The 26,251-nt window shown below is 57.8% G+C and carries 26 protein-coding genes; 17 read left to right on the forward strand and 9 right to left on the reverse strand.

Annotation, left to right across the window (positions count from 1 at the left end):
* Positions 1 to 128: 128 nt before the first annotated feature.
* The 7 genes from ACR0AU_RS11230 to ACR0AU_RS11260 all read left to right on the forward strand — a co-directional run bounded on the left by ACR0AU_RS11230 (position 129) and on the right by ACR0AU_RS11260 (position 6,395).
* A complete protein-coding gene (locus ACR0AU_RS11230; RefSeq protein ID WP_170732943.1) occupies positions 129 to 944 on the forward strand; it encodes a hypothetical protein in 816 nt (271 codons plus the stop codon).
* Positions 941 to 3,067 (forward strand): methylmalonyl-CoA mutase, encoded by a 2,127-nt coding sequence (scpA, locus tag ACR0AU_RS11235; protein WP_170661943.1) that lies wholly within the window; start codon positions 941 to 943, stop codon positions 3,065 to 3,067. The genes ACR0AU_RS11230 and scpA overlap by 4 nt, the downstream gene beginning before the upstream one ends.
* Before the next feature lie 109 nt (positions 3,068 to 3,176).
* A complete protein-coding gene (locus ACR0AU_RS11240) occupies positions 3,177 to 3,779 on the forward strand; it encodes a VOC family protein (RefSeq protein ID WP_170732941.1) in 603 nt (200 codons plus the stop codon).
* Complete coding sequence (locus tag ACR0AU_RS11245; protein WP_170512323.1) at positions 3,776 to 4,300, forward strand: GNAT family N-acetyltransferase; 525 nt, start codon at positions 3,776 to 3,778, stop codon at positions 4,298 to 4,300. Before ACR0AU_RS11240 ends, ACR0AU_RS11245 begins: the two co-directional genes overlap by 4 nt.
* A 9-nt stretch (positions 4,301 to 4,309) precedes the next feature.
* Entirely contained in the window at positions 4,310 to 4,990 is a 681-nt protein-coding gene (locus ACR0AU_RS11250) for a molecular chaperone DjiA (RefSeq protein ID WP_170392133.1), read from the forward strand.
* 3 nt (positions 4,991 to 4,993) lie between these two features.
* A complete protein-coding gene (locus ACR0AU_RS11255; protein WP_170512355.1) occupies positions 4,994 to 5,986 on the forward strand; it encodes an endonuclease/exonuclease/phosphatase family protein in 993 nt (330 codons plus the stop codon).
* 49 nt (positions 5,987 to 6,035) lie between these two features.
* Complete coding sequence (locus ACR0AU_RS11260; RefSeq protein WP_480795685.1) at positions 6,036 to 6,395, forward strand: hypothetical protein; 360 nt, start codon at positions 6,036 to 6,038, stop codon at positions 6,393 to 6,395.
* Here the strand turns inward: ACR0AU_RS11260 and ACR0AU_RS11265 are convergent, their stop codons facing one another.
* The 5 genes from ACR0AU_RS11265 to ACR0AU_RS11285 all read right to left on the reverse strand — a co-directional run bounded on the left by ACR0AU_RS11265 (position 6,396) and on the right by ACR0AU_RS11285 (position 12,216).
* Positions 6,396 to 7,940 (reverse strand): Ppx/GppA family phosphatase, encoded by a 1,545-nt coding sequence (locus ACR0AU_RS11265; RefSeq protein WP_170732939.1) that lies wholly within the window; start codon positions 7,938 to 7,940, stop codon positions 6,396 to 6,398.
* Between the two features lie 50 nt (positions 7,941 to 7,990).
* Entirely contained in the window at positions 7,991 to 8,680 is a 690-nt protein-coding gene (locus ACR0AU_RS11270; protein ID WP_170392125.1) for an HdaA/DnaA family protein, read from the reverse strand.
* Positions 8,681 to 9,754 carry an AI-2E family transporter gene (locus tag ACR0AU_RS11275; protein WP_170392915.1) on the reverse strand — a complete coding sequence of 358 codons (1,074 nt, stop codon included), beginning with the start codon at positions 9,752 to 9,754 and terminating at the stop codon, positions 8,681 to 8,683.
* Positions 9,755 to 9,844: 90 nt separating this feature from the next.
* Positions 9,845 to 10,819, reverse strand: coding sequence for an isopenicillin N synthase family dioxygenase (locus ACR0AU_RS11280; RefSeq protein ID WP_480795686.1), 975 nt, complete (start codon positions 10,817 to 10,819; stop codon positions 9,845 to 9,847).
* Positions 10,819 to 12,216: an FAD-dependent oxidoreductase gene (locus ACR0AU_RS11285; protein ID WP_480795687.1), complete on the reverse strand. Its 1,398-nt coding sequence runs from the start codon at positions 12,214 to 12,216 to the stop codon at positions 10,819 to 10,821. The genes ACR0AU_RS11280 and ACR0AU_RS11285 overlap by 1 nt, the downstream gene beginning before the upstream one ends.
* Positions 12,217 to 12,348: 132 nt before the next feature.
* Between ACR0AU_RS11285 and proS the strand changes: the two genes are divergently transcribed.
* Positions 12,349 to 13,689 carry a proline--tRNA ligase gene (gene proS, locus ACR0AU_RS11290; protein ID WP_170732937.1) on the forward strand — a complete coding sequence of 447 codons (1,341 nt, stop codon included), beginning with the start codon at positions 12,349 to 12,351 and terminating at the stop codon, positions 13,687 to 13,689.
* Positions 13,690 to 13,719: 30 nt separating this feature from the next.
* Here proS and ACR0AU_RS11295 read toward each other — a convergent pair whose 3' ends face one another.
* Complete coding sequence (locus ACR0AU_RS11295) at positions 13,720 to 14,076, reverse strand: hypothetical protein (RefSeq protein ID WP_170563856.1); 357 nt, start codon at positions 14,074 to 14,076, stop codon at positions 13,720 to 13,722.
* Positions 14,077 to 14,468: 392 nt separating this feature from the next.
* On the opposite strand from ACR0AU_RS11295, the gene ACR0AU_RS11300 reads away from it, so the two are divergent.
* Positions 14,469 to 15,755 (forward strand): lipoprotein-releasing ABC transporter permease subunit, encoded by a 1,287-nt coding sequence (locus ACR0AU_RS11300; protein WP_170512314.1) that lies wholly within the window; start codon positions 14,469 to 14,471, stop codon positions 15,753 to 15,755.
* Positions 15,748 to 16,434, forward strand: a complete 687-nt coding sequence (locus ACR0AU_RS11305; protein WP_170392116.1) for an ABC transporter ATP-binding protein — start codon at positions 15,748 to 15,750, stop codon at positions 16,432 to 16,434. The genes ACR0AU_RS11300 and ACR0AU_RS11305 overlap by 8 nt, the downstream gene beginning before the upstream one ends.
* Here ACR0AU_RS11305 and ACR0AU_RS11310 read toward each other — a convergent pair.
* Positions 16,418 to 16,855, reverse strand: a complete 438-nt coding sequence (locus ACR0AU_RS11310) for a DMT family transporter (protein ID WP_170512310.1) — start codon at positions 16,853 to 16,855, stop codon at positions 16,418 to 16,420. The genes ACR0AU_RS11305 and ACR0AU_RS11310 overlap by 17 nt on opposite strands.
* Before the next feature lie 97 nt (positions 16,856 to 16,952).
* On the opposite strand from ACR0AU_RS11310, the gene ACR0AU_RS11315 reads away from it, so the two are divergent.
* Positions 16,953 to 17,360, forward strand: coding sequence for a c-type cytochrome (locus tag ACR0AU_RS11315; RefSeq protein ID WP_170512308.1), 408 nt, complete (start codon positions 16,953 to 16,955; stop codon positions 17,358 to 17,360).
* Positions 17,361 to 17,365: 5 nt separating this feature from the next.
* Here ACR0AU_RS11315 and ACR0AU_RS11320 read toward each other — a convergent pair whose 3' ends face one another.
* Positions 17,366 to 18,052 (reverse strand): hypothetical protein, encoded by a 687-nt coding sequence (locus ACR0AU_RS11320; RefSeq protein ID WP_170392110.1) that lies wholly within the window; start codon positions 18,050 to 18,052, stop codon positions 17,366 to 17,368.
* A gap of 42 nt (positions 18,053 to 18,094) precedes the next feature.
* Positions 18,095 to 18,757 (reverse strand): DNA-3-methyladenine glycosylase I, encoded by a 663-nt coding sequence (locus ACR0AU_RS11325; RefSeq protein WP_170732935.1) that lies wholly within the window; start codon positions 18,755 to 18,757, stop codon positions 18,095 to 18,097.
* Between the two features lie 334 nt (positions 18,758 to 19,091).
* On the opposite strand from ACR0AU_RS11325, the gene ACR0AU_RS11330 reads away from it, so the two are divergent.
* The 6 genes from ACR0AU_RS11330 (at position 19,092) to ACR0AU_RS11355 (ending at position 26,176) form a co-directional block, all read left to right on the forward strand.
* The gene (locus ACR0AU_RS11330; protein ID WP_170392106.1) at positions 19,092 to 20,042 is read left to right on the forward strand and encodes an ABC transporter substrate-binding protein; all 951 of its coding nucleotides are present in this window, start codon (positions 19,092 to 19,094) and stop codon (positions 20,040 to 20,042) included.
* Positions 20,043 to 20,052: 10 nt separating this feature from the next.
* Positions 20,053 to 21,102, forward strand: coding sequence for a betaine/proline/choline family ABC transporter ATP-binding protein (locus ACR0AU_RS11335; RefSeq protein WP_170392104.1), 1,050 nt, complete (start codon positions 20,053 to 20,055; stop codon positions 21,100 to 21,102).
* The gene (locus ACR0AU_RS11340) at positions 21,099 to 23,162 is read left to right on the forward strand and encodes an ABC transporter permease subunit (protein WP_170401463.1); all 2,064 of its coding nucleotides are present in this window, start codon (positions 21,099 to 21,101) and stop codon (positions 23,160 to 23,162) included. The genes ACR0AU_RS11335 and ACR0AU_RS11340 overlap by 4 nt, the downstream gene beginning before the upstream one ends.
* A 105-nt stretch (positions 23,163 to 23,267) precedes the next feature.
* The gene (locus ACR0AU_RS11345) at positions 23,268 to 23,933 is read left to right on the forward strand and encodes an NnrU family protein (RefSeq protein ID WP_170732933.1); all 666 of its coding nucleotides are present in this window, start codon (positions 23,268 to 23,270) and stop codon (positions 23,931 to 23,933) included.
* Between the two features lie 75 nt (positions 23,934 to 24,008).
* A complete protein-coding gene (locus tag ACR0AU_RS11350) occupies positions 24,009 to 24,545 on the forward strand; it encodes a DUF2478 domain-containing protein (RefSeq protein ID WP_170732932.1) in 537 nt (178 codons plus the stop codon).
* A gap of 158 nt (positions 24,546 to 24,703) precedes the next feature.
* Positions 24,704 to 26,176: a glycosyltransferase family 39 protein gene (locus ACR0AU_RS11355; RefSeq protein WP_170732931.1), complete on the forward strand. Its 1,473-nt coding sequence runs from the start codon at positions 24,704 to 24,706 to the stop codon at positions 26,174 to 26,176.
* The last annotated feature ends 75 nt before the right edge of the window (positions 26,177 to 26,251 follow it).

Consider the following 26,251-nt stretch of genomic DNA (forward strand, 5'->3'; position numbering starts at 1 on the left):
TGCGACTGACGAAATGCGTGTGATCACCAAAAATTTGCTTCGTGGACGCCGCACCCACCCATGCGTATTTATCAATTTGCCTACAAAACGCGCCGTTCCCGCGGCCTTCGCGTTGGGAGAGTAGGTCGATGGAAGTGATCCTGCATTGCGGCGCACATCGATGTGCAAGCACCAGTTTCCAGAACTATCTGAGCCGGAACGTGCAGCTCCTTGCAGATCAAGGTCTGGCGTATTGGGGGCCGGAGCGAACACGCTCCAATGGCCTCAACAGCTTGAACAAATTGACGCCTGAGGTCTGTGATGGATTACGCCGCGAGCTGGACGTATGTCAGAAAGACGGCGCGACGCAGCTATTGGTCAGCCAAGAGAATTTCGTGGGCTCAATGGAGCGCAATATTGCCTTTGCCTCGCTCTATCCAGGTATGCAGGAACGTGGGCAGCTTTTGGCAAGGGCATTTGATGGAAGAGTCACCAAAATTGCTTTGAATATCCGCGCGTTGGATATGTATTGGTCTTCCGTGGCCGCCTATAAGTTCAAACGTGGCAGCGCCCCAATAGAGCCCACAAAGTGGACCCGCATCGCGCAAAGCAAGCGGAGCTGGCGAGACGTCATCACCGATATTAGCCACGCCTTCCCGGGCGTCCCATTGCTCGTTTTGCCGTTTGAGGAATTTGCGGGTCATCAACAGGCGCAGCTTCAGGCGCTGACGGGTCGCACCGCGCCCGAATTCAGCGATGGCCTTGCGTTGAATGCTGCGCCCAAACCTACGCCCCATGGTCTGACCGCTGAACAGGCGATGCAGCTTTGGGCTGATTATGCCGATGATCTGGAATGGCTTGCCTCGGGCGCCGATGGGAGGGCTGAACTGGTCTGCCGGACAGATAGCAATGCACGCGGGGTCGCCCCCGCCGAAACCAGAATTGAACAGAGGAAAACGACATGACCGACACCAACGACTGGCAGGTGCTGGCTGAAAAAGAGCTGCGCGGCCGACCTTTGGGCGATCTGACCAAAGAGACGCTGGAAGGCATCGACGTCAAACCGCTTTATACTCAGGAAGACACGGCTGATCTGCCGCATATGGGCTCGCTTCCGGGCTTCGGGCCGTTTACGCGCGGCGTTAAAGCGACGATGTATGCAGGGCGTCCTTGGACGATCCGTCAATATGCAGGCTTCTCGACGGCTGAAGAATCGAATGCATTTTACCGCCGCAATCTGGCGGCCGGCCAGCAAGGTGTCTCGGTCGCCTTCGATCTGGCGACTCACCGGGGTTATGACAGTGACCATCCCCGCGTGGTGGGCGATGTCGGCAAAGCCGGTGTGGCCATCGACAGCGTTGAGGATATGAAAATCCTGTTCGATGGTATCCCGCTGGACAAGGTTTCGGTCTCAATGACGATGAACGGAGCGGTGATCCCGGTTCTGGCCAGCTTCATCGTTGCAGGTGAAGAGCAGGGGCATGACAAGGCCGTGCTCTCGGGCACCATTCAGAACGACATTCTGAAAGAGTTTATGGTGCGTAACACCTATATCTACCCGCCCGAGCCTTCGATGAAGATCATCTCGGACATCATCGATTACACTTCGAATGAGATGCCCAAGTTCAACTCGATCTCGATCTCGGGCTATCACATGCAAGAGGCCGGGGCGAACCTGGTGCAGGAACTGGCTTATACGCTGGCCGATGGGCGCGAATATGTGCGCGCTGCGACGGAATCAGGCATGGACGTGGATAAGTTCGCGGGTCGTCTGTCGTTCTTCTTCGCCATTGGCATGAATTTCTTCATGGAGATCGCGAAACTGCGCGCCGCGCGCACCCTTTGGCATCGGGTAATGACCGAGTTTGGGGCGAAATCCGAACGGTCGAAAATGCTGCGAACTCATTGCCAGACCTCGGGCGTGTCGCTGCAGGAACAGGACCCCTATAACAACGTGGTCCGCACCGCCTATGAGGCCATGAGCGCGGTTCTGGGCGGCACACAGTCACTGCATACCAACGCACTGGACGAGGCGATCGCGCTGCCAACCGATTTCTCGGCACGTATCGCGCGAAACACGCAGCTGGTGTTGCAAGAGGAAACCGGCGTGACCGATGTGGTCGATCCGCTGGCGGGCTCTTACTACGTCGAAAGCCTGACCAACGAGCTGGTCGAAAAAGCCTGGGCTCTTATGGAAGAGGTCGAGGAAATGGGCGGTATGACCAAGGCCGTTGCCAGTGGCATGCCCAAGCTGCGGATCGAAGAAAGCGCTGCGCGCCGTCAGGCCATGATCGACCGGGGCGAAGAGGTCATCGTTGGTGTCAACAAGTATCGCAAAGAGCAAGAAGACCCGATCGATATTCTGGACGTCGATAACGTGGCCGTGCGTGAAGCTCAGGTCGCGCGGCTGGAGCGTATCCGTGCAACGCGCGACGAGGCGGCTTGCCAACAGGCGCTGGACGCCCTGACAACAACCGCCCGCGAGGGAGGCAACCTGCTGGCCGCCGCCGTCGAGGCCGCCCGAGCCCGCGCATCCGTAGGAGAGATCAGCATGGCAATGGAGAAAGAGTTCGGTCGCCACCGTGCCGAAGTGAAGACCCTGGCCGGTGTTTACGGTGCGGCCTACGAGGGTGACGAAGGTTTTGCCGCGATTCAGAATTCCATAGAAGAATTCGCCAAGGCCGAGGGGCGTCGCCCGCGTCTGCTGGTGGTCAAGATGGGGCAAGACGGCCACGATCGAGGGGCCAAGGTGATCGCCACTGCTTTTGCTGATATCGGGTTTGACGTAGATGTCGGCCCTCTGTTTCAGACACCTGCAGAAGCCGCACAGGACGCGGTGGACAATGATGTGCATGTGATCGGGATCTCTTCGCAGGCTGCGGGGCATAAGACATTGGCGCCTCAGTTGGTTGAGGAACTGAAAAAGGCAGGGGCTGAAGACATCATAGTCATCTGCGGTGGGGTCATTCCGCAACAGGATTACCAGTTCCTTTACGATCACGGTGTGAAGGCGATCTTTGGTCCGGGAACGAACATCCCTGAAGCGGCCCAAGACATCTTGCGTTTGATCGGCGAAGCCAAAACCTAACGCCGGCGCCAAGATTTTTCGTACGAAAAATCTTGTGATTTCGCCCCTTTGCGGAAAACATGCGACCAGACCCAAATGGTCTGGTCGTTTGTCATCAGGAGGCGTCTTCATGTTACTGGATCATCTGGCTGTTGCGGGCGAAACGCTTGAAGAAGCTTCTGACCATATCGAACAGGCGCTGGGCGTACGGCTTCAGGACGGCGGCAAGCACGAAAAATTCGGAACGTATAATCGACTTCTGGGCTTGCGGGATGGGCTCTATCTGGAGGCGATTGCGATCGACCCCGAAGCCTCCAAACCGCAAAGGACGCGCTGGTTCGATCTGGACCGGTTCACCGGATCACCCCGCCTGACCAACTGGATTTGCCGGGTTCCGGATATCGAAGCGTCTCTGACCGTTTTCCCCGACGGCGTCGGACAACCTATCGATCTGAACCGAGGCGCGCTGCGCTGGCGTATGGCAGTCCCCCCAAATGGACGTCTGCCATTTGACAACCTCTTTCCGGCGCTTATTGAGTGGCAGGGTGATCTGCATCCGGCGCAAATGCTTCAGGACAGTGGCTGCCGGTTACGCCGCCTTATTGTGTGCCATCCGGATGCAATCGACTTAGCCAAAGGTTTGGGGGCGTTGGAGTATGTCGCGTTTGACAGCGGCCCGGCTGCATTGCGCGCTGAAATCGAAACACCGCACGGGTTGCGCGTGCTGGAATGAACATCCGGCAGGCCAGAGCCCAAGATGCATCCGCGATTGCGGCGATAGCAAACGTGATTATCCGTGATACGCTGGTCACTTTCACCACCGATGAACGCAGCGTCGAAAGCGTGGTGGCAGAGATCGAAACCAGAGGTCCCGCCTTCTTGGTCGCCGAGCGCAGTGGTGCCGTCGAGGGGTTTGCGACCTATGGCACCTTCCGCTCGGGACCGGGATATGCGCAGTGCCGCGAACATTCGATACAGTTGGCACCCGAAGCCAGAGGCCAGAATGTTGGCCGTTCGTTGATGGAGGCTCTTGAAGCCATCGCGCGGGAGGATAACGTGCATGTCTTGGTGGCGGGCATTTCATCGGCCAACCCTGCAGCCATCGCCTTCCATAAGGCAATTGGCTTCAAGCAGGTGGGACGCATGCCTGAAGTGGGGTTCAAATGGGGGCAGCGGCTGGATCTTGTCCTGATGCAGAAAATACTCGGCCCGCAGTCATCTGTCGCACCTGACAGTCGTGACAAGGCACGCTAGGGTGCGCCCATGTCGATCTGGTCCAGAATAGCCGACGCGCTGAACGCGCTTGCCCAGGGCGAAAGCCTGACTGCGGTGTTTGAGAAACTGCGCACGCCGCCAGAACGTTCGGTGGCCTTCGCGATTGCTGTCGTGGCGCTTGGCGCCAAGATGGCCAAGGCCGACGGTCAGGTGACGCGGGATGAGGTGACGGCTTTTCGTGAAGTGTTCCAGATCGCGCCCGAAGATGAAGACGGGGCGGCCAAGGTCTTTGACATGGCACGGACAGACGTTGCTGGATATCAGGACTATGCCCGCCGGATTGCCCGCATGTTCGCCGAAGATAGCACCACCCTGTGCGATTTGATGGAAGGGCTGTTTCACATTGCCATGGCGGACGGGTTCTACCATCCGAACGAAAACGAGTTTTTGGAAGAAGTCAGCCGCATTTTCGGCCAGACCGACGCTCAGTTCATGGCCCTGCGCGCGCGTTTCGTACCGGATGCGCCGAAAGACCCCTATACGGTTCTGGGCGTTCCCCGCGACGCTCCTCTGACCGAAATTCGCAAGGTTTGGCGGCAACTGGTGCGAGAAACTCACCCCGATGCGATGCTGGCACGCGGCGTTCCGGAAGAGGCGGTGCGGCTGGCCGAGAAAAAGATGATCGACATCAACCGCGCCTGGGATGAAATCAATGGCGCTCGGGTCTGATCCGTGCGGTTGGCGACCTACAATATCGAATGGTTCGCCAACCTGTTTGATCGCAATGACAGCCTGATTGTCGATGACAGCTGGTCAGGGCGTCACGATGTGACCAAGGCCCGGCAGGTTGAGGCGATCGCAAAGGTGCTGACGGCGATTGATGCCGATGCGATGCTGATCGTCGAAGCCCCCAACACAGGCAAGTCTCAGAATACGGTCCGTGCCTTGCAGCGATTTGCCGAGGCGTTCGGTCTGCGTACAAGCCATGCAATCATGGGATTTCCCAATGATACACATCAGGAATTGGCCCTGCTTTATGATCCCGAAATTCTTACAGCCAAACACGACGCAAGGGAGGCTGAGAACGCGCCGCGTTTCGATGCCGAGTTCCGGATCGACCTGGATGTGGATGCGACCGAGGATCTTGTTCGGTTTTCAAAGCCTCCGATGGAATTGGCGATCCAAACAACCTCAGGGCAGGAGTTTCGACTGATCGGGGCGCATCTGAAGTCCAAAGCGCCCCATGGCGCTGCATCGCGGGATGAGATGATACGAATTTCGATTGCCAATCGCCGTAAGCAGTTGGCGCAGGCGGTATGGCTGGGTCGACGGGTCCGACATCATTTGACGGAGCAAGAGCCGGTGATTTTGCTGGGCGATCTCAATGACGGACCCGGGCTGGACGAGTTCGAACACCTCTTCGGTCGATCGTCGGTCGAGATATTGTTGCAGGCGGGGCTCTATGATCCTCATGCAGCAAGGGCATTGGAACTGCGCCCCGGTTCTGTCCCAGCAACTGCACGATTTGCGCGGCCTAATGAGGGACGGTATCTTGAGGCGTTGTTGGACTACATCATGATTAGCGAGGATTTGCGCGCCCACCACCCGAACTGGCGCATCTGGCATCCGTTTCGCGATGCCGCCTGCTGGGGCAACCCCGAGCTGAGGGATGCCTTGCTAACCGCATCCGACCACTTCCCAGTGACGTTGGATATCGACCTCTGACCTTTCAACACTCGGCACGCTCGCTTATATTCAAGCTATGCTACGTCTAATGCTGATCAGCGCTGTTTGTACCGCCTTGGCCCTGCCTGCCCAAGCACAGAACGATTCAGGTAAGTCGCTGATGGAGCGGGGTGCCGAGTTGTTTCTGGAAGGCTTGCGGCAAGAGATGGAGCCCACGCTCGAAGACCTGCGTGGACTTGCGGACCAATTTGGTCCGGCTTTGCAGTCTTTCATGCGGGAAATGGGTCCGGCGCTGGCTGATTTGGCTGCTCAGGTGCAGGATTGGAGCGCGTATGAATCGCCCGAGATGTTACCAAACGGCGACATTATCATCCGCAAGAAGCCCAAAGATCAGCCCGAAGAAGTTGTGCCGGAAGAAGAGACTTCTAACGGTTATACCGATATCTGATTATCCGCGAATGATCACTTTGGGTTCTGATTTCAGCGCGCCGGCCAACGAGTTAAAACGGGCCTCGGCGACTTCGTTGAACAATGCGCCTGCCGATTTGGGCAGACGCAGTTCGAGCTTTTGTTTTTTGGGATAGTAACGCATCTTGCCCATGGCTGCGTCGTGCTGCATCCAAAGCATCGCTCCGAACCGTAGTGCTTTGCCTAGGATTTCGGCCTGTTCTTGGCCGCGTTCTTCGAGCAGTTCGTAAAGCTCGGTAAAGCGGCTCCCTTCACGTTTGTTGCGATATCGGTGTTGCAAAGCGAGCCCGATAAAGATCCGCTCGGAATGTTTGATCCCGCTCATGTTGGCGCGTGTGACATATTCGAAACAAGCCTCGGCCCGGTAATCTGGATGCGCACGCCAACTGACGTCGTGCAGCAGACAAGCTGCCTTGATCAGGCGCAGCATCGGTTCCGGCGCCGAACGGAACAAGGGCATGACAAAATCGAACAGGTGTTTGCCGAAACCGGGCAAGCGCGCGTCTTTCGCTTCGGCAAACCGGCAGGCTTCGATCAAAGGATCCCGGTCGCGCAGGCGTTGCGGCATCTGTTCATACAGCAATCCTTCGCGGATGCCGTAGCTTGAAATCGCGATGTCCTTTGGTTTGAACGTGCGGATCAGGCGTGAAAGCACATCCATTGCATAGGGGATCAATGCCATACGCGATCCCGACACACCGGCCAATGCGCGCAATTCATCAGGATCATTCTGTTCGATGAACTTGATGGTCTCGCGTACCTGACTTTGTGTCATGCGGTATTCGTGCAGCACGTTCAGCGGATAGCCTCGGCGCAACATGTCCAGACGTGCGAAGGCGCGCCAACTGCCGCCGACCAGAAACAGCCGATCACGTTGAGGGCCCATCCGGTCGCGCATCTCTTCCAGCGTCTTCTTGATATGCTCCTTACGCGCCCGGCGACCGCCTTTGATATCGCGCAGCTTGAGCGGCCCCAGGGGCGAAGTCATGCGACGTCCGACCTTGCCGCCTCCGATCTCAGCGAGTTCGACGGACGAGCCACCGATGTCGCAGATCAGCCCATAAGCTCCGGGCCAACCCAGCAGCACGCCCTGAGCTGAGAGCCGTGCTTCTTCCTCGCCATCGACAACGTTGATGATCAGGCCGGTTTCGGCTTTTGCCTGCGCGCAGAAATCCGGTCCATCGCTGGCCTCGCGCACCGCAGCGGTGGCGACCGCGTGCAGGGCGGGCAGGCCGAGGTCTCTGGCAAGATGCTGAAACCTGTGCAAGGCAGCCAGCGCCCGTTTGCGACCTTCAGGGTTCAGTCGGCCGGTCTCTGACAGGCCGGCGCCCAGTTCGCACATCACCTTTTCATTGTAGAAATAGGCCGGTGAGCGCGCCGCGCCGTCAAAAATCACCATCCGGACCGAGTTCGATCCGATATCGACAACCCCGACCCGGGAAAGTGCACGGGCGCCCGGATCTTCGAACAGCGGCCTTCCGAACAGCCCGTGATCCGGGAAATCAGTCTCGGCAATCTTGGTCATGGTGTCCCCAGGTCTTTTGCGCGACAGGATGCGAGATCACCCTTGTCCGGTCAATTGCAGGCATCCGATTGTTCGGCCTCTGTGTTCAATAGACGCACCGCCAGCGCACGGGTGATGTCGCGTTTTTCAGTCAGCGCAATTTCGTCAAGCTGCTCGACCACGCGGGCGGCGGTTTCAAAGCTTCGATTCATGTGCTTGACCAGATATGCTATGACATCCGGCCCCGGATTGAGCTGCCGGTCGGTGAATAGCTTCGCCAGCACTGCGCCCAGCAGCGCATCGTCCGGCCCTTCAAGCGACACATGATGCGCACCTTCGGCCCGGCTTTGCAGATCGGCCAGCGGCAGATGCCACAGCTTCGGCGTCGTGCGCCCGGTCATCAGCAAGGCGTGGCCCTCGGCCAGAACCAGATTGTGCAAATGGAACAGAGTTTTCTGCTGCTCGACGTCCGCCGCGATTACCGGCACATCTTCGACCGCCACCGGACCGCGCGCCAGGTCCGGCACGTCGTCATATCGAAGCGCGGCGGCTTGTACGATTCGACCGCCGGTCTCGCCGGCCCAGACATGCGCTAGATGGGTCTTGCCCGATCCTGCAGGGCCGCTCAGCACCAGTTTGTTGCCAGGCCATGAGGTGGCAGAGATCATCGCAACAGCCAGCGCATTAGCAGGCGAGACGAAAAAGTCTTCGCGGCCCAAGGCAGTCTTGGACGGCAGATCAAAGCTTAGCTGCATGGCCATTTATTCGTCTTCCTGATTGAGCCCTTCAAGCCCGGTATATAGGCGGCTGTGCAGATACTGCTCGGTCGCAAACCGTGCCAGCACGCCCAAGGCAGCCGCTACAGGTACTGCGATCAGCATTCCGACAAAGCCGAACAGCGCGCCGAAGACCGACAAGGCCAGCAGCAGCCAGACCGGGTGCAGGCCCACCGAACTACCGACGAGTTTGGGCGTCAGGAAGTTGCCCTCGGTCACCTGTCCGATAGCAAAAATACCGGCGACCAAACCGATATGTGCCCAGTCCCCCCAGAACTGAAACAGGGCCAGGCCTATGGCTAGGGTGCCTCCGATCAGGGCGCCCAAATAGGGGATGAAGGTTACCAGTCCTGCAATGAAGCCGACGATCAGGCCGAATTGCAGGCCGACCAGCATCAATGCGACAGCATAGTAGGTGCCGAGGATCAGGCAGACGGTACCCATTCCACGCACGAATGAGGCAAGAACGGCGTCGATTTCACCAGCAAGTCGTTTGATCGTGGGGGCGTGATCACGGGGCAAGAGCTCTCCGATCCGGGTGATCATGCGATCCCAATCCATCAGCAGATAAACCGCGACAACCGGTACGATAACCAGCAGGACGACGACATTTATTGCTGAACCCAATGAGGCCAGAACGGTTTGCAGCACATCGCCGGTTTTTGATTTCAGCGTCTCGCCAAATGACACCAGCATCTGGTGGGTATTTGATTCGCGATCGAGCAAAGCCGGGAATTGTTTCTCAATAAAGGCGCGCAGTTCTTTAAAAAGGCTTGGCAAAACATCAATCAGATCCAGTAGCTGTGTGATCAACGCGGGCACAACCATAAGAATCATCAAAACAAAACCAAACACGCCGACAACGGTAATGATCCCGGTCGCAGCCATGCGCGAAAGGCCGAGTGTTTCCAGGCGGTCCGCAACGGGATCAAGGAAATATGCAATCGCACCACCGATCACAAAGGGCAGCAAGACATCGCCCAACAGGTACAAAAGCAGCACGAAAACAGCGGCGGCAATGCCCCAGTATCTAAGCTGATCCTTCACCGGCAAGGCCATGGCGCAATCCCTCGTTTGCACAGCATTGCCGTGTTCTTGGCCCATGACGCCCGGCGATGCAAGCGGTTCATGGCGCGCGATTTTTATACCCTAGTCTGTCAGAGTACCCAGTTCCGGTGTCTCACCTGTGGCCATTTCATCAGGCCAGTTGGTGCGCCAGATTTCCGCCGACCAGTGTCCGCAATGTACCTTCGGGCGATCAAAGCCGGGCAGGGCAGGCAGCAGTGGCGCAACCACCACATCGTGGCGCGGAACGGCGAAATAAGGGAAGGAATAGCGTTCACGCCCGGATCGATTAACCACGCGATGCGGGGTCGATTTCAACCGCCCGCCCGACCACAGTTCCAGCATGTCGCCGATATTGACCACGAAGCCGCCGGGCGGGCAGTCCGGTGTGATCCAGCCGCCGGTGCGGGTCTGCACCTCAAGCCCTCCGACCGGATCGGGAGCGATTATTGTCAGTGCGTCGGTGTCCTTATGCGGATGAATTCCATAGCCACGCTCATCCGGGGATTGTGGCGGATAGTGTAGCAAGGTCATGTTGGTCATCGGGTCTCGGAAGGCGTCGCGCAGGGTGTTGGTTGGAATCTTTAACCCCACTTCCAATGCACCCAGCAAAAGATCTGTTACGCCATCAAGCTGTAGCCAGTAATCCAGTATTACCGCGCGGGCCTGGGGCACTTCTCGGGGCCAGATATTCGGGCCGTAAAGCGCGCATTCAACTCGGATCGGGGCATCTTCGGCTGCTTCGAAATGCAGCTTATATCCTTCGTACTTATCCGCCGGGCCCGAGCCGTCATTGGGCGTGAAGAAGCCCATCGGAATGTATCCGCGATAGTTATCGCGGGTGATGGCCTGATCCCATTTTCGGGCCTCGTCGATATCAAAGATCGCACTGACACACTCGCGCACCTGCTCGATGTGCTCAGGCGCGATGCCTGTCCCTGTGATCGACAGAAACCCGATACTGGTGCAGGCATCCATGATCTGCGCGACCGTTGCTTGATACAGCGGACCAGAAGGATCAGTCAGCGGGCTGATATCTATGGTTGGAATATGCTCCATTAGGTAATTCTCACGCCTTGCCGTTCCAGTTCCTGATGCACAGGAGCAAGGTTCATACTGTCGAGCTCCTGATTGCTTTTCAGCGATAAGGCCGCCGCGATCCCTGCGCCCTGACCCATCACCGCGCAGCAGGACATGTTGCGCGTCGCGGCGTGAGCGACCCGATCCGCGCCATGGGACCGGCCCGCAACCAACAGGCCCTTGATCCCTTTGGGAAGCATCGAGCGATACGGAATCTGCATATATCGCCCCGTGGTCGGCAAGATCAGAATGCCGTAGCCATCGATGAATTCAGGGTAGATACCGATGGAATCCTCGAACCGGCCCTGATGTCGGGCATCGGTTTCGGTCATGTTGTAGACGGCATCGATCTTGCGCGTATCCCGAATGCCGATGGTCATGCCGAAATTGCGTAGACGTGCGTTTTCGCACCCCGGCATGAAACGGCGGAGGGCATCAATGGCCAGCATCGCCTGTCGGCGGCCTTCGATCTCACCAAAGGTCAGGCTGTCGGGGTCGGTTCCATCGATCTGGTCCATATGAATCAGGTTCATATAGGTCAGTTCTCCGGTATCGTGCATCGCCCCCCAGGTCCCCGCGATCGTGTTTAAATGAGCCGGTATCAGGCCCTCATCAATCGCCTGCTGGAAGGGTTTCTTGACGAAGGGCGAGAACATGTCGTCCTCTTTGCCCGAGGTTTCGATATTCCATTCGCCACCGCCACCCCAGTCCTTATAGGTCTGCGGGTCGGCTTTGACACCTTCAATAAAGGCCCGTTTATCGACACCGGCCAGATGGAACATCACTGAGGCCGCCATCATGTCCTCGCGTGGCGTCTTGTGGGTCGGGGCGCCCGCGCGATGCGCTACATCTGCATCCCCTGTGGCGTCGATGACAACCTTGGCCAAGATCGCCTCACGCCCCGCTTTGGATTCGGTAATCACCCCAGTGATGCGATCCCCTTCCATGATCGGGGCGACGAATTGCCGGTGCAACATCGGATTGACGCCAGCCTCTTCAACCAGCTTGTCGGCCACCAGTTTGAAGCCCTCGCTGTCGAGTTCGTAGCTGAGCGATTGGCTTTCAGGCACCGCTGCACCCATCTCTTTGGCGCGGGTTTCGAACTCCATGCCGATGCCACCGGCCTCGACAGTTTGTTCGTGGCGATACCAGGCAAAGCCTTCGACACCGACTGCCGTAATATTCCCACCCATGCAACCGAATCTGTCCATCAAGGAAACTTCGGCCCCAGCGCGTGCGGCAGCCAGCGCTGCTGACAATCCAGCGGGGCCCGAGCCCACAACCAATACGTCTGTCTGATGAACAACGGGGATCTGGCGGGCGGGTTCGGTGATTGTTTGCATTGCTGCCTCGCGGTTGGACGTTTGCGCCAACATTGAAAACCCCGGCGTTGCGGTCAATCGAAAAACCGACAGTGGTAGGGTCGCAAAACACCGATGTGCGATTGCCCCCGGCTAGGCTTTGGAATAATCACCTTGCAGCGAAATTCTCACCCGTAAGGTTACGTTATGCGTCTCAGCCGTTACTTTCTGCCCGTTCTCAAGGAAAACCCCTCGGAGGCTCAGATCGTCAGCCACCGGCTGATGCTGCGTGCCGGGATGATTAAACAGGCCGCCGCCGGGATTTATTCCTGGTTGCCATTGGGCTTCAAAGTTCTGCGCAAGCTGGAGAACATTGTGCATGAAGAGCAGGCGCGGGCTGGGCACATCGCGATCCAGATGCCGATTCTGCAATCAGCCGACCTTTGGCGCGAATCCGGTCGTTATGACGATTATGGCCAGGAAATGCTGCGCATGCAGGACCGCCACGGTCGCGATATGCTGTACACGCCGACCGCCGAGGAACTGGTGACCGACATCTTCCGCGGCCACGTGAGCAGCTACAAAGACCTGCCGCTGACGCTCTATCAGATTCAGTGGAAGTTCCGCGATGAAATCCGCCCACGTTTCGGCGTGATGCGGGGGCGCGAGTTCTACATGAAGGACGGATACAATTTCGATCTGACCAAAGAAGACGCGCTGCACGCCTATAACCGCCACTTGGTCAGCTATCTGCGTACTTATGAGCGGATGGGTCTGCAAGCCATCCCGATGCGCGCTGATTCTGGACCTATCGGCGGTGACTACACGCATGAGTTCCTCGTACTGGCCGATACTGGCGAATCCGAGGTCTTTTATGACAGCGCGGTCACCGATCTGACCTTCGGCGATCGTGAGATCGACTATGATAACCGCGAACAGTGTCAGGCGATCCTCGAAGAGTTCACTTCTAAATACGCCCGAACGGACGAAACCCACGACGAAGCCCTGTTTGACCAAATCCCCGAAAACCGCCGCCGCGTGGCGCGTGGTATCGAAGTGGGGCAGATCTTTTATTTTGGCACCCAGTATTCCGAAGCTCTTGGAGCGACTGTGCAAGGCCCGGATGGCAAGCCGGTTCCGGTGCATATGGGCAGCCACGGCATCGGCGTTAGCCGCCTGATCGGTGCGATCATCGAAGCCAGCCATGACGACAAGGGCATTATCTGGCCCGAAGGCGTGACTCCATTCCATTGCGGCATCGTGAACTTGAAGCAAGGCGATGAAGAGGCGGACGCGGCGTGCGATAAACTCTACAGCGCGTTGACCGCACTGGGGTTTGAGCCGCTTTATGATGATCGGAATGAACGGGCAGGGGGCAAGTTTGCCACCATGGACCTGATCGGTCTGCCGTGGCGCATCACTGTGGGTCCGCGTGGATTGAAGAATGGTGTTGTCGAACTCACCAGCCGCCGTACCGGCGAAAGTGAGGAGCTCAGCCCCGATGCGGCCGTCACCAAGATCGCAGAAATCTATGAGGGCATCGCCTGAACAAGGCGGTGCAACCTTCGGCGGTTTAGCTCAGGAAGCTGAGGTCGGACGTGCGGTCAGGAAATCGCCGTCCGCTTCGCTGCCGCGTGCGACCACGATCGGGCGACCAAAGCGGCGTACAAGTTCCGCCAGTTCGAAGCCCAGAAACCGCAATCCACAGACGCGTTCGTCAGTGGTGCGATCCGTGATACACAGCCGCCCCTGCCGGAAAGCAAGGCGATAGCCTTTGTCCCGCAGTATGTCGGCCAACCCGGCCCAGCTTGCTGCGCTTGTGAAAACTGGCCTGATCGCTGCCCGCAACAATGCGGCGCTTTCGCAATCCAGTTCTGTTGCTGCTGAACGGGCAGTAATCGGGCCCGTACCTTCCATATGTTCTTGAATACCCATGAGCGTGCCTCCGCCCTTAAACTCTTAAAATGTGTCCCCCACACAAATAGGGTGACAAAGTTTCTCACACTAATCAATTTGTGAAACAATATTTCGCACCTGAATGTTGCGATTGTGACTCAGTCGGGTGCTGATATCTCACATTGACTTCATAACTGAAACAATAAGCCCTTGTCTGTGAAGGGGTTCACAACCATTGGTATAATTTGCGGCCAGTGATTTCTCGCGCTGCCGCTGATGAGTTGGCGCTTGGGGCAAATGATTCGTTTCAAACTGTTCTTTTCGCCCCTTTATCGGGCGCAGTAACGCCGAACCGGTGTCCGCACGATAACTGGCTTGACCATCCGGCGAAATGTCGAAAGGGTCGCGAAAAATCTGAACCCGAGGCAGGAATGGCCAAATCTCCCCCGCCCTTTGCCCCTTTCGAATGGAAAATCGCCTGGCGATACCTCCGTGCCCGTAGGGCCGAAGGGGGCGTTAGCGTGATGACCTGGATCTCGCTGATCGGGATTACGCTCGCTGTGTTCGCTTTGATCGCGACGCTGGCTGTTCGGTCCGGGTTCCGGTCAGAATTCGTGGGCACTATTCTTGGGGCCAACGCACATGTCACGGTTTATTCCGCCGGAGAAATCGATGCGCAGGGGCGGCTAGACCGTACCATCACGGATTTCGATGGAATGGCCGAGCGGATCGCGCAGGTGCCGGGGGTCGAACGGGCAGCACCGCTTGTCAAAGGTCAGGTGCTGATCACCAACGCGGACCGCAGTTCAGGCGTGCAGGTCTTTGGCATTCGTCCCGACGATCTGGCCGAGTTGCCAGGTATTGCAGAAAGCGAAGAGGCCTATGGTGACCTGTCCCGGTTCCCGGACGGCATCGCCATCGGCTCGGGCGTGGCGCGGGCCATCGGGGCGACGGTGGGGGATCGGGTCAAACTGACCTCGCCCAACGGTGTCAAAACCGCATTTGGCACATCTCCCCGCGTGAACGCTTATGAGGTGGTCTATGTCTTTTCTGCCGGGCGCTATGACATCGACCGCACGCGCGTCTACATGCCGTTTGCCGAGGCGCAAAGCTTCTTCAACCGTGAAGGCGTGGCGGACGAGATCGAAGTGATGGTTGAGCGCCCCGAAGAGTTGACCCCGATCCTGATTCCGATCCTTGAGGCCGCAGGTGAGCGCAGCCAGATCTGGACTTGGCAGGATGCCTCTGGAGGATTCCTGCGGGCGCTGGAGGTCGAAGACAATGTGATGTTCATCATCCTGTCGATCCTCGTGCTGATTGCAGCAATGAACATCGTCTCGGGGTTGATCATGCTGGTGAAGAACAAAGGGCGCGACATCGGTATCTTACGCACCATCGGGCTCAGCGAAGGATCAGTGCTGCGGGTGTTCTTCATTTGCGGGGCCTTTACGGGAATCATCGGAACAGCGATGGGCGTCGTACTGGGCTGCCTCTTCGCTATCTATATCGATCCGATTTTTTCCTTCGTGAACTACGTCATGGGTGGCGGCGTCTGGGACCCGTCCATTCGCGGCATCTACGCATTGCCCGCCGAATTGCACCTGTCTGACGTCATGAAAGCGATAGGGCTGTCACTTGGCCTGTCTTTCCTTGTCACCTATTTCCCGGCTCGTCGCGCAGCGCGGCTGAACCCGGTTGAGGCGCTGCGCTATGAGTGATGTGACTTTAAGGCTCAGCGGTCTGACCAAGACCTATCTGCAAGGCACCCCAGGAGAGGTGCAGGTTCTGCGCGGTGCCGATCTGGAGCTGCGCGCGGGTGAGGCTGTGGCATTGGTTGCGCCATCCGGGGCGGGCAAGTCGACCCTGCTGCATATCGCGGGCCTGCTGGATATCCCGGATACCGGCGAAGTCGAAGTCGCAGGGCAGGGCGCGACGGGCAAAGGGGATCGCACGCGCACAGCGATCCGTCGGCGCGATGTTGGCTTCGTCTATCAGTTCCACCATCTGTTGCCTGAGTTTACGGCGCTGGAGAACATCGTGTTGCCGCAACTGGCAAACGGTGCTTCCGAGAAAGCAGCGCAAGCCCGTGCGATGCAGTTGCTTGATCGCGTTGGCGTCGCTCCGCGCGCAGATCACCGGCCAGCAGCCTTGTCGGGCGGAGAGCAACAGCGCGTGGCCTTCTGCCGGGCACTGGCAAATCAGCCACGTGTGCTGCTGGCGGATGAGCCAACCGGCAATCTGGACCCCGATACCTCGGATCAGGTGTTTGCGGCCCTTATGGCGCTGGTGCGGGATGAAGGGCTTTCGGCGCTGATCGCGACGCATAACCTTGATCTGGCGGCGCGGATGGACCGGATGTTGCGGCTGGAAGGGGGCGTGCTCAGGCCAGCTGAGTGATGGCGACCCCGATTGCCATTACTGCAATGCCTCCTGCCCGCATGAACGTCAGCGGCGTAACCTGAGCGCCGAACAGACCGAAATGGTCAATCGCAGCTGTGCTGATCAACTGGCCGAGCAAGACGAAAAACACCGCATTGCCCACGCCAAAATGTGGGGCCACATGGGTGATTGATAGCACATAGAAGGCGATTAATACGCCGCCCAGCAGCAGATGTTTGGGGGCTTGGGTGAGTTTGGCAAAGGCATCGGATCCACCGAGTACCAACAGCGCCAGCGCTGAAGCGACAAAGGCGATCGCGAACAGGACGACGGCGGCCGCATTGGGTGAGCCGATCAACCTGCCCAAGGCTGCATTCAGAGCGGCGAGGATGGGAACGCCGATCCCGGCGGCCAGCATGATGGCTGCGTATTGTGTCATTGCCTTTTGTCCCTGCGCCTATTTCGTTGATCTGGATCATTGCGCCAGCGTGAACTCCCGGCAAGTCTCGATTTGCCAGGCAGGAGGGAGAAAAGTGATGATCCGATCAATACTTGGCGCGGGCGCGCTGACTGTACTTACCATGATACCACAGGCCTCTTCAGCTCAGGACGTGGAGACCGGGGCCGAGCTGTATCAGCACTATTGCGCTACCTGTCATGGGTTGGATGCAACGGGGCATGGGCCAATGGCCGGGGTGCTGGTGATCCAGCCAACAAACCTGAGAACGCTGGCCGATGCAAATGGTGTATTTCCGACAGCGCGCGTCGTGGCGCGGATTGACGGGCGCGAACCGTTGGTCAGCCATGGCAGCCCGATGCCGGTTTATGGCCCCTATTTCGAAGGTAACGACACCGCGATCAAATCGCCGGAAGGGCAGCCTATCCTGACCAGCAAGCCAATCGTGGATCTAGTGGCGTACCTGAAGACCCTGCAAGTGAACTAAAAAGCTCAGCGACAGATGCCATTAATCTCTGCGCCCGCCCAGGGTATCAGGACGGAGCTTTCGCGCCTGTTACCGGGCAATTTCGAGACTTCGAATTGGGCGCTTAGCATATCGTGCAGACGCTTGGTTCGAGGTGCGTCGGGGTCGAGCGCCCGGCAGCAAACATATTCCTCGACGATGGCGCCCTGCTGTTCGTAGCCATAGGCCAGAAAATCGGGCGAAGTATCAAGGTCGAACAGGTAAGGATCGTCCTTCCGGCCATGCTCTGCCGCAGCGCGGAACGGGTGATAACCAGTTGTCTTGCGATTTTGCCACTGCCAGACATGGGTTAATTCATGCGCAAGCAACATTGCCCCGATCAGGTTCACCTGATCGGGGTACTGGCTCATGTAGTCGTCCAGATACCAGTCCTTCGTGAAGTATACATGATTGAACAGCGCAACGCCCGCGGGTTTGCCGGTCACGGTTTCCTCTTTGACAGGTGGTAAGATTCGTTCACGGCAGGCAACCCGAGGGCGGGCTTTGCGGGTAAATGTAACCGCTGCGACGGGGGCACCCTCTACCAATCGCACACGATCCAGATTCAATGTGTCTCCGTGGATTTTACTGACAAATGCGCGCTCGTGATCGGTTAGAGGTCGACCACAGGCTACACATAGAAACAGCAATGAAATCAACAGGGGGCGGATCATAGCATTAAGCCTAATGCGGCAGCTCGGCGCTGCAAGTCGTTTTCAAAGGCTCATCGCTAGAACCCGGCTGATTTCCGTCAGCGATCGCCCGGATTGTTCCATCCATATATTGAACGCGGCCTGCACAGCGGCCATTGCTTTTTTGGAGGTTGCAGGTTTGTCGATAACGCCCTCAGCGATCAGACGAGCTGTTACATCTTGGGACAGAATAAAGCTGTCCCGTCCGGCAAACCGCATAGCATACTGCGCCGAAGCACCGCCAAGCCGCGATCCGCGCTTGGCGAGCATCTGTAGCAAGCCGACATAATCCTGTGATGGCCACCCGCCCAGAATTTGCCCGACGCCACCTTCCGCGCGGAGTTCCAGCAGAAACGCGGCATTGTCGCGCACTGTAGCAATCTTGGTTCCGTTGCGGACAATGCGGGTGTCCTGCAGCAGTGCGTCGAATTTCTCGTCATCCATGAATGCGCAGCGTCCAATGTCGAAGCCGTCAAATGCCGTTTCGAATCCGTCCCACTTCGATTCGATCACTTTCCAGTTAAACCCTGCCTGGAACACGGTTTTCGTAATAAGCGATAACCAGCGATCATCTGACATCGCCACCAATTCGGCGATTGGTTTAGGCTTGCTTAGCTTGCTTTCCAGTTCGGCGGGGCCGCCGTGGCGATCAGCCGATATCTGGTAGATCTTTTCAAAGTGACGCATCTCCCAGACCCTCCCTTATCCAGATGCTGCCTTATTAAGAAGATTTGACAAGGCAAATCAGATCTTGAGATGAAGCGCGTGTTTTATATTGACTAGTCAATCAATATCTTTGACGGTTCCGAACTGACGGTGTTAAGTGTGTGTATTGCCGAGTGGAGCAGCAGGGATGGGTCGTGGTTTAACGCTAGATGAAGCGCGTCGGACCCGGAACAACTGTTCCCTTTCCTTTTTCGGCTAAACTTGTGCATGTTGCGAAATGTGCTGTGACCACAAATGATCCTGGGCGGGCTCGATATCGCCATGGGGCAAACGTAAAAAACAGGGAGTTGTTGTTATGAAAAAGCTAAGCGTAAGCTTTTTGGCTATCGCAGTGGCCGGGGCGGCCCATGCCGCAGATATGGGCGCGGTCGATGAACCGATCAAGCTGGCGATCAACGAATGGACCGGTCAACATGTGACCACCCATGTGGCAGGTGAGATGCTGAAGGCCGCCGGTTATAACGTAGAATACGTGACCGCCGGGATGATGAATCAGTTCCAGGCGTTGGCCGATGGGGACATTGACGCGACATTGGAAATCTGGTCGTCCAACGTGTCCGACGAATACGCCAAGAAGATCGACGAAGGCACCGTTGTTGAAATCGGCGATCTGGGGCTTGATGCCAAGGAAGGCATTGCCTACCCGGCACATGTAGCGGAGCTGTGCCCGGGCCTGCCTGCGTGGGAAGCGCTGAAAGAGTGTGCGCAAGTTTTTGCTACGGCTGAAACTCTGCCCGGTGGCCGTCTGGTCGATTACCCAGCGGATTGGGGTACGCCCGGCGCGGATCGTATGACCGGTCTTGAATTGCCGTTCAAAGCGGTCCCCGCGGGTTCCGAGGGCGCTTTGATCGCCGAATTGCGCGCCTCGACCGAGCGCAAGTCGCCGTTGCTGATCACCTTCTGGCAGCCACATTGGGCGATGTCGGCATATGACGTACAGTTTGTCGAACTGCCTGCAGGCGAAGAGGCGTGCTTTAACGATCCGTCTTGGGGCCCGAACCCCAACGCAGTGAATGATTGCGATTTCTCGCCGTCACGTATCTTCAAGGCCGGTTGGAGCGGCATGGCAGACAAGTGGCCCGCTGCCTATGAAATCCTGACTAACTATCAGCTTTCGGTCGAAGACCAGCAGCCAATGATGGGGGCGATCGACGTAGATGGTGGCGCGGTCGAAGAAGTCGTCGCGGCATGGATGGCCGAGAATGAAGACAAATGGCGCCCCGTCGTTGACGCGGCAACGCAGTGAGTCCGCTTAAGTGACTGAAGCGAATACGCCAGCCATCGCCTGCCAGAATCTCTGGCAGGTGTTTGGCCAAGGTGCCGACAAAGCTCTGACCGACGCGCTGTCTCGGTCAGGGAGTGACGCTGACAAAGCCGCCGCCGATTTGCGCGAACAGGGGTTTATCCCCGCTGTTCAGGATGCCAATTTCGAGGTCAAAGAAGGCGAGCTTTTTGTCATCATGGGCCTGTCCGGCTCGGGCAAATCGACGCTGATTCGTTGCATTTCGCAACTTCTGCCCGGTACGGGCGGCGAGATCCGTGTGGATGGCGAGAATGTCATCGGTGCATCGAAGAAGACCCTGACTGAACTAAGGCGCAAGAAGCTGGGCATGGTTTTCCAGCATTTTGGCCTGTTCCCTCATATGACCGTGGCCGAAAACGTGGCTTATCCGCTGCGTGTGCAAGGCGTCGGTAAAAAGGAACGTTTGGCGCGTGCGCAGGAAGTAATCTCGCTGGTCGGCTTGGAAGGCCGCGAAGATAGCTTTCCCCGGCAGCTTTCGGGTGGTCAACGCCAACGCGTAGGGATCGCGCGCAGCCTTGCGGTGAATCCCGATATCTGGTTTCTGGACGAGCCGTTCTCGGCCCTTGATCCTTTGATCCGCCGCCAGCTGCAGGATGAATTCCTACGCATCCAGGCGACGTTGAAGAAATCCATCGTCTTTATCACTCACGACATTCAAGAGGCGCTGAAACTGGCCGACCGCATCGCCATTATGCGCGATGGCAAAATCGTTCAGATCGGCACGCCGACGGATATCGTGCTGCGTCCGGTAGACGACTACGTGCGCGAATTTTCTAAGGACGTGGCCAAAGGCCAGCATGCCAAGGTTGCTTCGGTCATGCGTGATGATGCTGAGCGTGGGCCGGATGATCCGGGCTTGACCACATCCATGACGCTCGACGCGGCGCTCGCACATTGCATGGAGCTGTATGAACCCGTGCCCGTCCGCGATGCAGACGGCAATATTGTCGGTACGGTTCATCCGTCCGATCTCGCCGCAGCCCTGCAGGTGGATGAAGCATGACCGCTGTGACGGATATCCCCGCGCGGCAGGCCCGCCTGACGGCTGGGGCGCAGGCCGCGCTGATTACCCTTGTCGTTGGTGCGGTTTGCCTTGCGCTGGAAGGCGTTGCCCCATGGCTGATCACATGGCCCAAAGAATGGGAACTGCCTGCAACGCAATGGGTTGGGGCGTTTCTCGACTGGTTTCTGAATGGCATTAAACCGGCGATGCGGTTGTTTTCGGACCTGATGACGTATCCGATGAATGCTGCAAACTACGTGCTCGGCAGCACGCCCTGGCCGATCTTGATTGGGGTCGTCACTGCGCTGGGTTGGTATCTGGGCGGTTTGCCGATGGCTGCGCTGGGGTTCTTTGGCCTCAGCTTCGTTCTGGCTTCAGGCTATTGGGCCGAGAGCATGAATACGCTGGCCCTTGTCGCCGTGTCTGTCCCCGTGGCGCTGATTATGGGCGGGGCTATCGGTATTCTTGCCAATGAAGTGCCACGTGTGAAGGCCTTTGTTCAGGCAGTACTGGACATCATGCAAACGGTGCCGACCTTTGCCTATCTGACGCCGCTGCTGCTTCTGTTTGGCTTCGGTCCGGTGGTCGGCCTGATCGCTTCGGCCATCTACGCCGCGCCACCTATGGCTCGCAACGTTATGCTGGGGCTGGAACGGGTAGAGCCCGAAATCAAAGAAGCTGCGATCATGTCCGGCGGGACGCGCTGGCAGCAGCTCTTTCAGGTCGAAATTCCTGCTGCCACGACTCAGATCATGGTTGGTGTGAACCAATGCCTGATGGCCGCCCTGTCGATGGTGATCATCGCTGCGGTCATCGGCGGCTTCAACGACATCGGCTGGGAAGTCCTTTTGACCATGCGCAAGGCGCAGTTCGGTGAATCCCTCATGGCCGGTCTGGTCATCGTTGTCTTCGCAGTGATCATCGACAGGATGAGCGGCACTTTGGCGACCGAGCGCAAGCGATATGACAGCCGCGTTGTCTGGGCGATGCTGGGCTTTGCAGTGCTATTTACCGCTGCCTTCTGGTCCCGGTTGCCGAACCCGTCTGACCTTACAGTTCTGGACCCGATGGCCGAGGCGATTGACACCGGCCTGACCTCATTTACGCAGGCTAACGGGCCTTGGCTGGACGCACTCAAGAACAACTCTCTGTTCTATGTGTTGTTGCCCTTGCGGATCGGTCTGGACCAGGCTGTACTACCGTTCACCTGGGGGTTCCAGTGGACCCCGAGCATGAGCTGGGGTCTGTTCGCCGCTGGTGCGGCTATCGCTCTGCTGATGACATGGCGCGGGCATCTGACCGGTGGACTGATCGTTCTTATCCTGATCGGAATGCTGGAAACCGGCATATCAAACCTGCCTTGGCCGTTTGTCCTGACGGGCGCGGCTGCGCTGGGTTGGGTCGCGGGTGGCTGGCGTCTTGCGGCGCTGTCGGTTGGGCTGCTGTGTACCATCCTCGTTTCAGGCCTGTGGGAGCGGGCACTCCTGTCGCTCTACCTCAGCGGTGCCGCAGTGTTTTCCTGCGCAGTAGTCGGAGGGCTGATCGGTCTTGCCAGCGCAGTTTGGGGGCCGGTCTGGAAAGTGGTTCGCCCGATCTGTGATATGCTGCAGACGATCCCACTGTTTGTGTTCCTGATCCCGGTTCTGATGGTGTTTCAGATCGGTGAGTTCTCGGCCTTCCTGGCGATCTGCGCCTACGCCATCGTCCCGATGATCCGCTACACGCGACACGGGCTGGTCAACACACCCGAGGAAATGATGGAAGCCGCAATCTCCAGCGGCGCGACCGAGTGGCAGATCATGCGCGACGTCCGCGCGCCCTATGCCGCACCGACCATCCTACTGGGGCTGAACCAGACCATCCTCTATGCCTTCGCCATGCTGGTGATAGCGGCACTGATCGGGACAACCGGTCTGGGCCAGTCGATTTATCTGGCGCTGGGGCAGGCGGATGTGGGGCTTGGCATCTCGGCCGGTGCCGCCATGGCTATTTTAGCACTGATCGCTGATCGTATGGTGCAGGGTTTTGCCGAGGAACGCCGCAAGGCGCTGGGCCTGTAAGACAGGGCAGGGGCGGGTAACCGCCCCTTTGCCCTCACTTGATTTCGGACAAAGACCAGCGCGCTGTCACGGCCTAAACCGGGCGCAACACGTTCGGAGATTACGATGACTGGTTGGGGCCTCTTCCTCGCAGCACTTGCCACATTCCTTCTTAGCCACATGATTCCAGCACGCCCAGCAGTGCGCGGCTGGCTGATCGGTACGATGGGAAAGCGCGCATATTTCGCCAGCTATTCAATGATTTCGCTAGCAGTTTTGGCCTGGTTGATCATCGCCGCCGCAAATGCACCCTATGTCGAAGTGATCCCGCCGCTTCCAATCTTTCGCTGGGTGCCTTTGCTGGTCATGCCTATAGTCTGCTGGTTGGCCATTGCGGGCCTGTCGATCCGGAACCCGTTCTCATTCGGAGGGCTGGGGCACCGTCCGTTCGATCCCGAAAACCCTGGAATCCTGCGCACGACGCGTCATCCGATACTTGTGGCGTTGATGCTATGGGCTTTGGCACATCTCTTGGCCAATGGAAGCCTGTCGCATGTCATCCTGTTCGGCTTGTTTGCTGGCTTTGCGTTGATGGGCATGGCGCTCATTGATCACCGCACCGCGCGCAATTTGGGGACGGAATGGGTACGCCTTTCCCGCAATACCGCGCGCCTGTCACTCAGCGCGCCCCGCCCTTGGCCCAGCCTTTGGGTCTGGTTGACTGCTTTGGCTTCTTACGCGGTTCTCCTCCACCTGCACGCATCGGTGATCGGGCTTTCTCCGTTGCCTTGATGGATGAAGGTGGTCGGGCAAGCCGACGCGTGCTATCTGAAACGTCATCGACTGAAATCTGAGGTCCAAAAAAAAATGCATCTGGCCTATGTAACGACAACCGATCGCGGTGCGACTGACCGCCTGCTTAGCGAATTTGCGGATGGTCTTGTGCAGGCCGGAACACCGATTGCCGGGGTTGTGCAGACCAACACCGAATGTGCCGACGGATATAAATGCGATATGGATCTGAAAGTCATTCCGACCGGGGAAACCATTCGCATCTCACAATCCCTTGGCAAGAACGCTCGGGGTTGCCGTCTGGATCCGGCTGAATTGGAACGGGCCGTCGGCCTCGTGACGCGGTCGCTTGAGGATGGCCCTCAATTGCTGATCATCAACAAGTTCGGAAAGCATGAGGCGGACGGGCGGGGCTTTCGCCCGATTATCGCCGACGCTCTTGAACGTGAAATTCCCGTCTTGGTGGGCGTCAATCAGTTGAACATTGAAAAGTTTCAGGAATTCGCCGGCGGCATAGCCGAGGCGCTTGGCCCCGATGTCAGCAGCCTGACTGAGTGGTTTGACAAAATATCCCAAACTGACGTTCAACCCGCCGCGGCATCTGGCGGCTGAAGCCCAGGCATCCATCTGCTGAGCTGCGCGCATTGTTTCACGCGCCCAACTGCCGCAAAAATGGTGGACTTGAGCCCACACATCGGGTCTAGCTTCGGTCAAAGTTGCAATCCGGCGGCCAGATATCCTGGGCGAGTGCCGACGAAATGGGCTTATCCATGATCGAAGATCAGTGCGTCTCAGATGAGCGATCTCTGGAAGCCGCTTGCGGGGTCGATGACCCGGCAGCGAAGCAATCCCGTCTCGATGGGTTGATGTCGACAGATTGCTTCTGGTTAAGCATAGTCACGGCTTACTTTCTGCTTCATGTCGTATTGCGAGTTGCAACCGGCGGCGCGCTTGGTCTGGATGAGGCTGAGATACTTCTTGATGCGCGCCGCCTGGAATGGGGCTACGGCCCGCAACTGCCACTTTATGCCTGGCTGCAATGGGGCATCTTTCAGATAACCGGTCCCGGCATATTAGGGCTGTCACTGCTGAAGAACGGGATGCTGCTGGCGACGGTTGTCGCGCTGTACCTGACCATACGAACCCGTCATGCGCCACTGTGGGCAGGGCTGTCGGTCCTGTCACTTCTGATGCTCTATCAGTTTAGTTGGGAGGCGCAACGCGCGCTGACGCATACCGTTCTGGCCAATCTCTGCTCGGTTCTGACCTTCGCGGTGATTTGGGGGCTAATTCGCAAACCGACGACTTGGGGATTCGTCTTGCTGGGCGTAGTCGTGGCAATGGGAAGTTTGTCAAAATACAACTATGCGATCGCGCTGCTGGCCATGTTGCTGGCGGCTTTCAGTGCATCTGAGACGCGCAAGCCTCTCTGGTCGCCTCGACTGCTGCTTTCGTTGGGTGTCGCCGCATTGCTTGTCACACCACCGATGCTATGGGTTCTGAACAATCCCGAACACGCATTTGCAAGCGCGCGCAAGTTGGACATGAGCAGCGATGGCCCAACCACATTGATCGCGCTGCAAGGCTTGGTTGAGTTGGCCTTGGCGTCGGCTGGGTTTGTATCGCTCTTGCTAATCGTCCTGGGTGTTCTCTGGTTGGTCTACCTCAGACAAGGGGTGGCCGCCAAAGGCGATGATCTGAGGCGATTGATGACGCGTACTCTGGTCTGGGCGTTGTTACTTATGGCGGCTGTAGTGCTTGTGAGCGGAAGCACCAACGTAAAGGATCGCTGGCTGCAACCGATATTGATTTATGCCGGCCCCGTGCTGTGTTTGTGGTTGTTACCGAGTGCAGGTCGTAAAGGCGTAAGGCGATTTGCCCAGGTCAGCGCCGTTCTGGCGGTGTTTATTGGACTGGCGATGCTGCATCACAATCTGGCAGGGGATGCCAAACGCGCGGCCCCTTTCGCTACTTTGACCTCTGAGATAATTGCGCAAACAGCGCCCGAAAATGCAATTGTTGCTGACAATTGGATTTCCGGAAACATGGCCTATTTTGCGCCCGATCATCCTGTTTACAGCGATCGGGACCCGCGCGCGCCAAATGCTGCTCTTCGGGTTTGGGAATCGGCTCGAAATGCCCCGAAGGACGTCGACCCAGCACAGGTGAAAACCTTGGTTGCGCCATACCGCTTTGACAACAACGAAGAGATGTCGCTGTCATTTGGACCTGTATCGCAATAGCGCCGGGACCATGGAAGTTGACATCGAACGTTGCTATCACCCAGATATCGGCCCGAACGAATGGCTCAATTTTTT

This window comes from Ruegeria sp. CG1, from assembly GCF_056537265.1.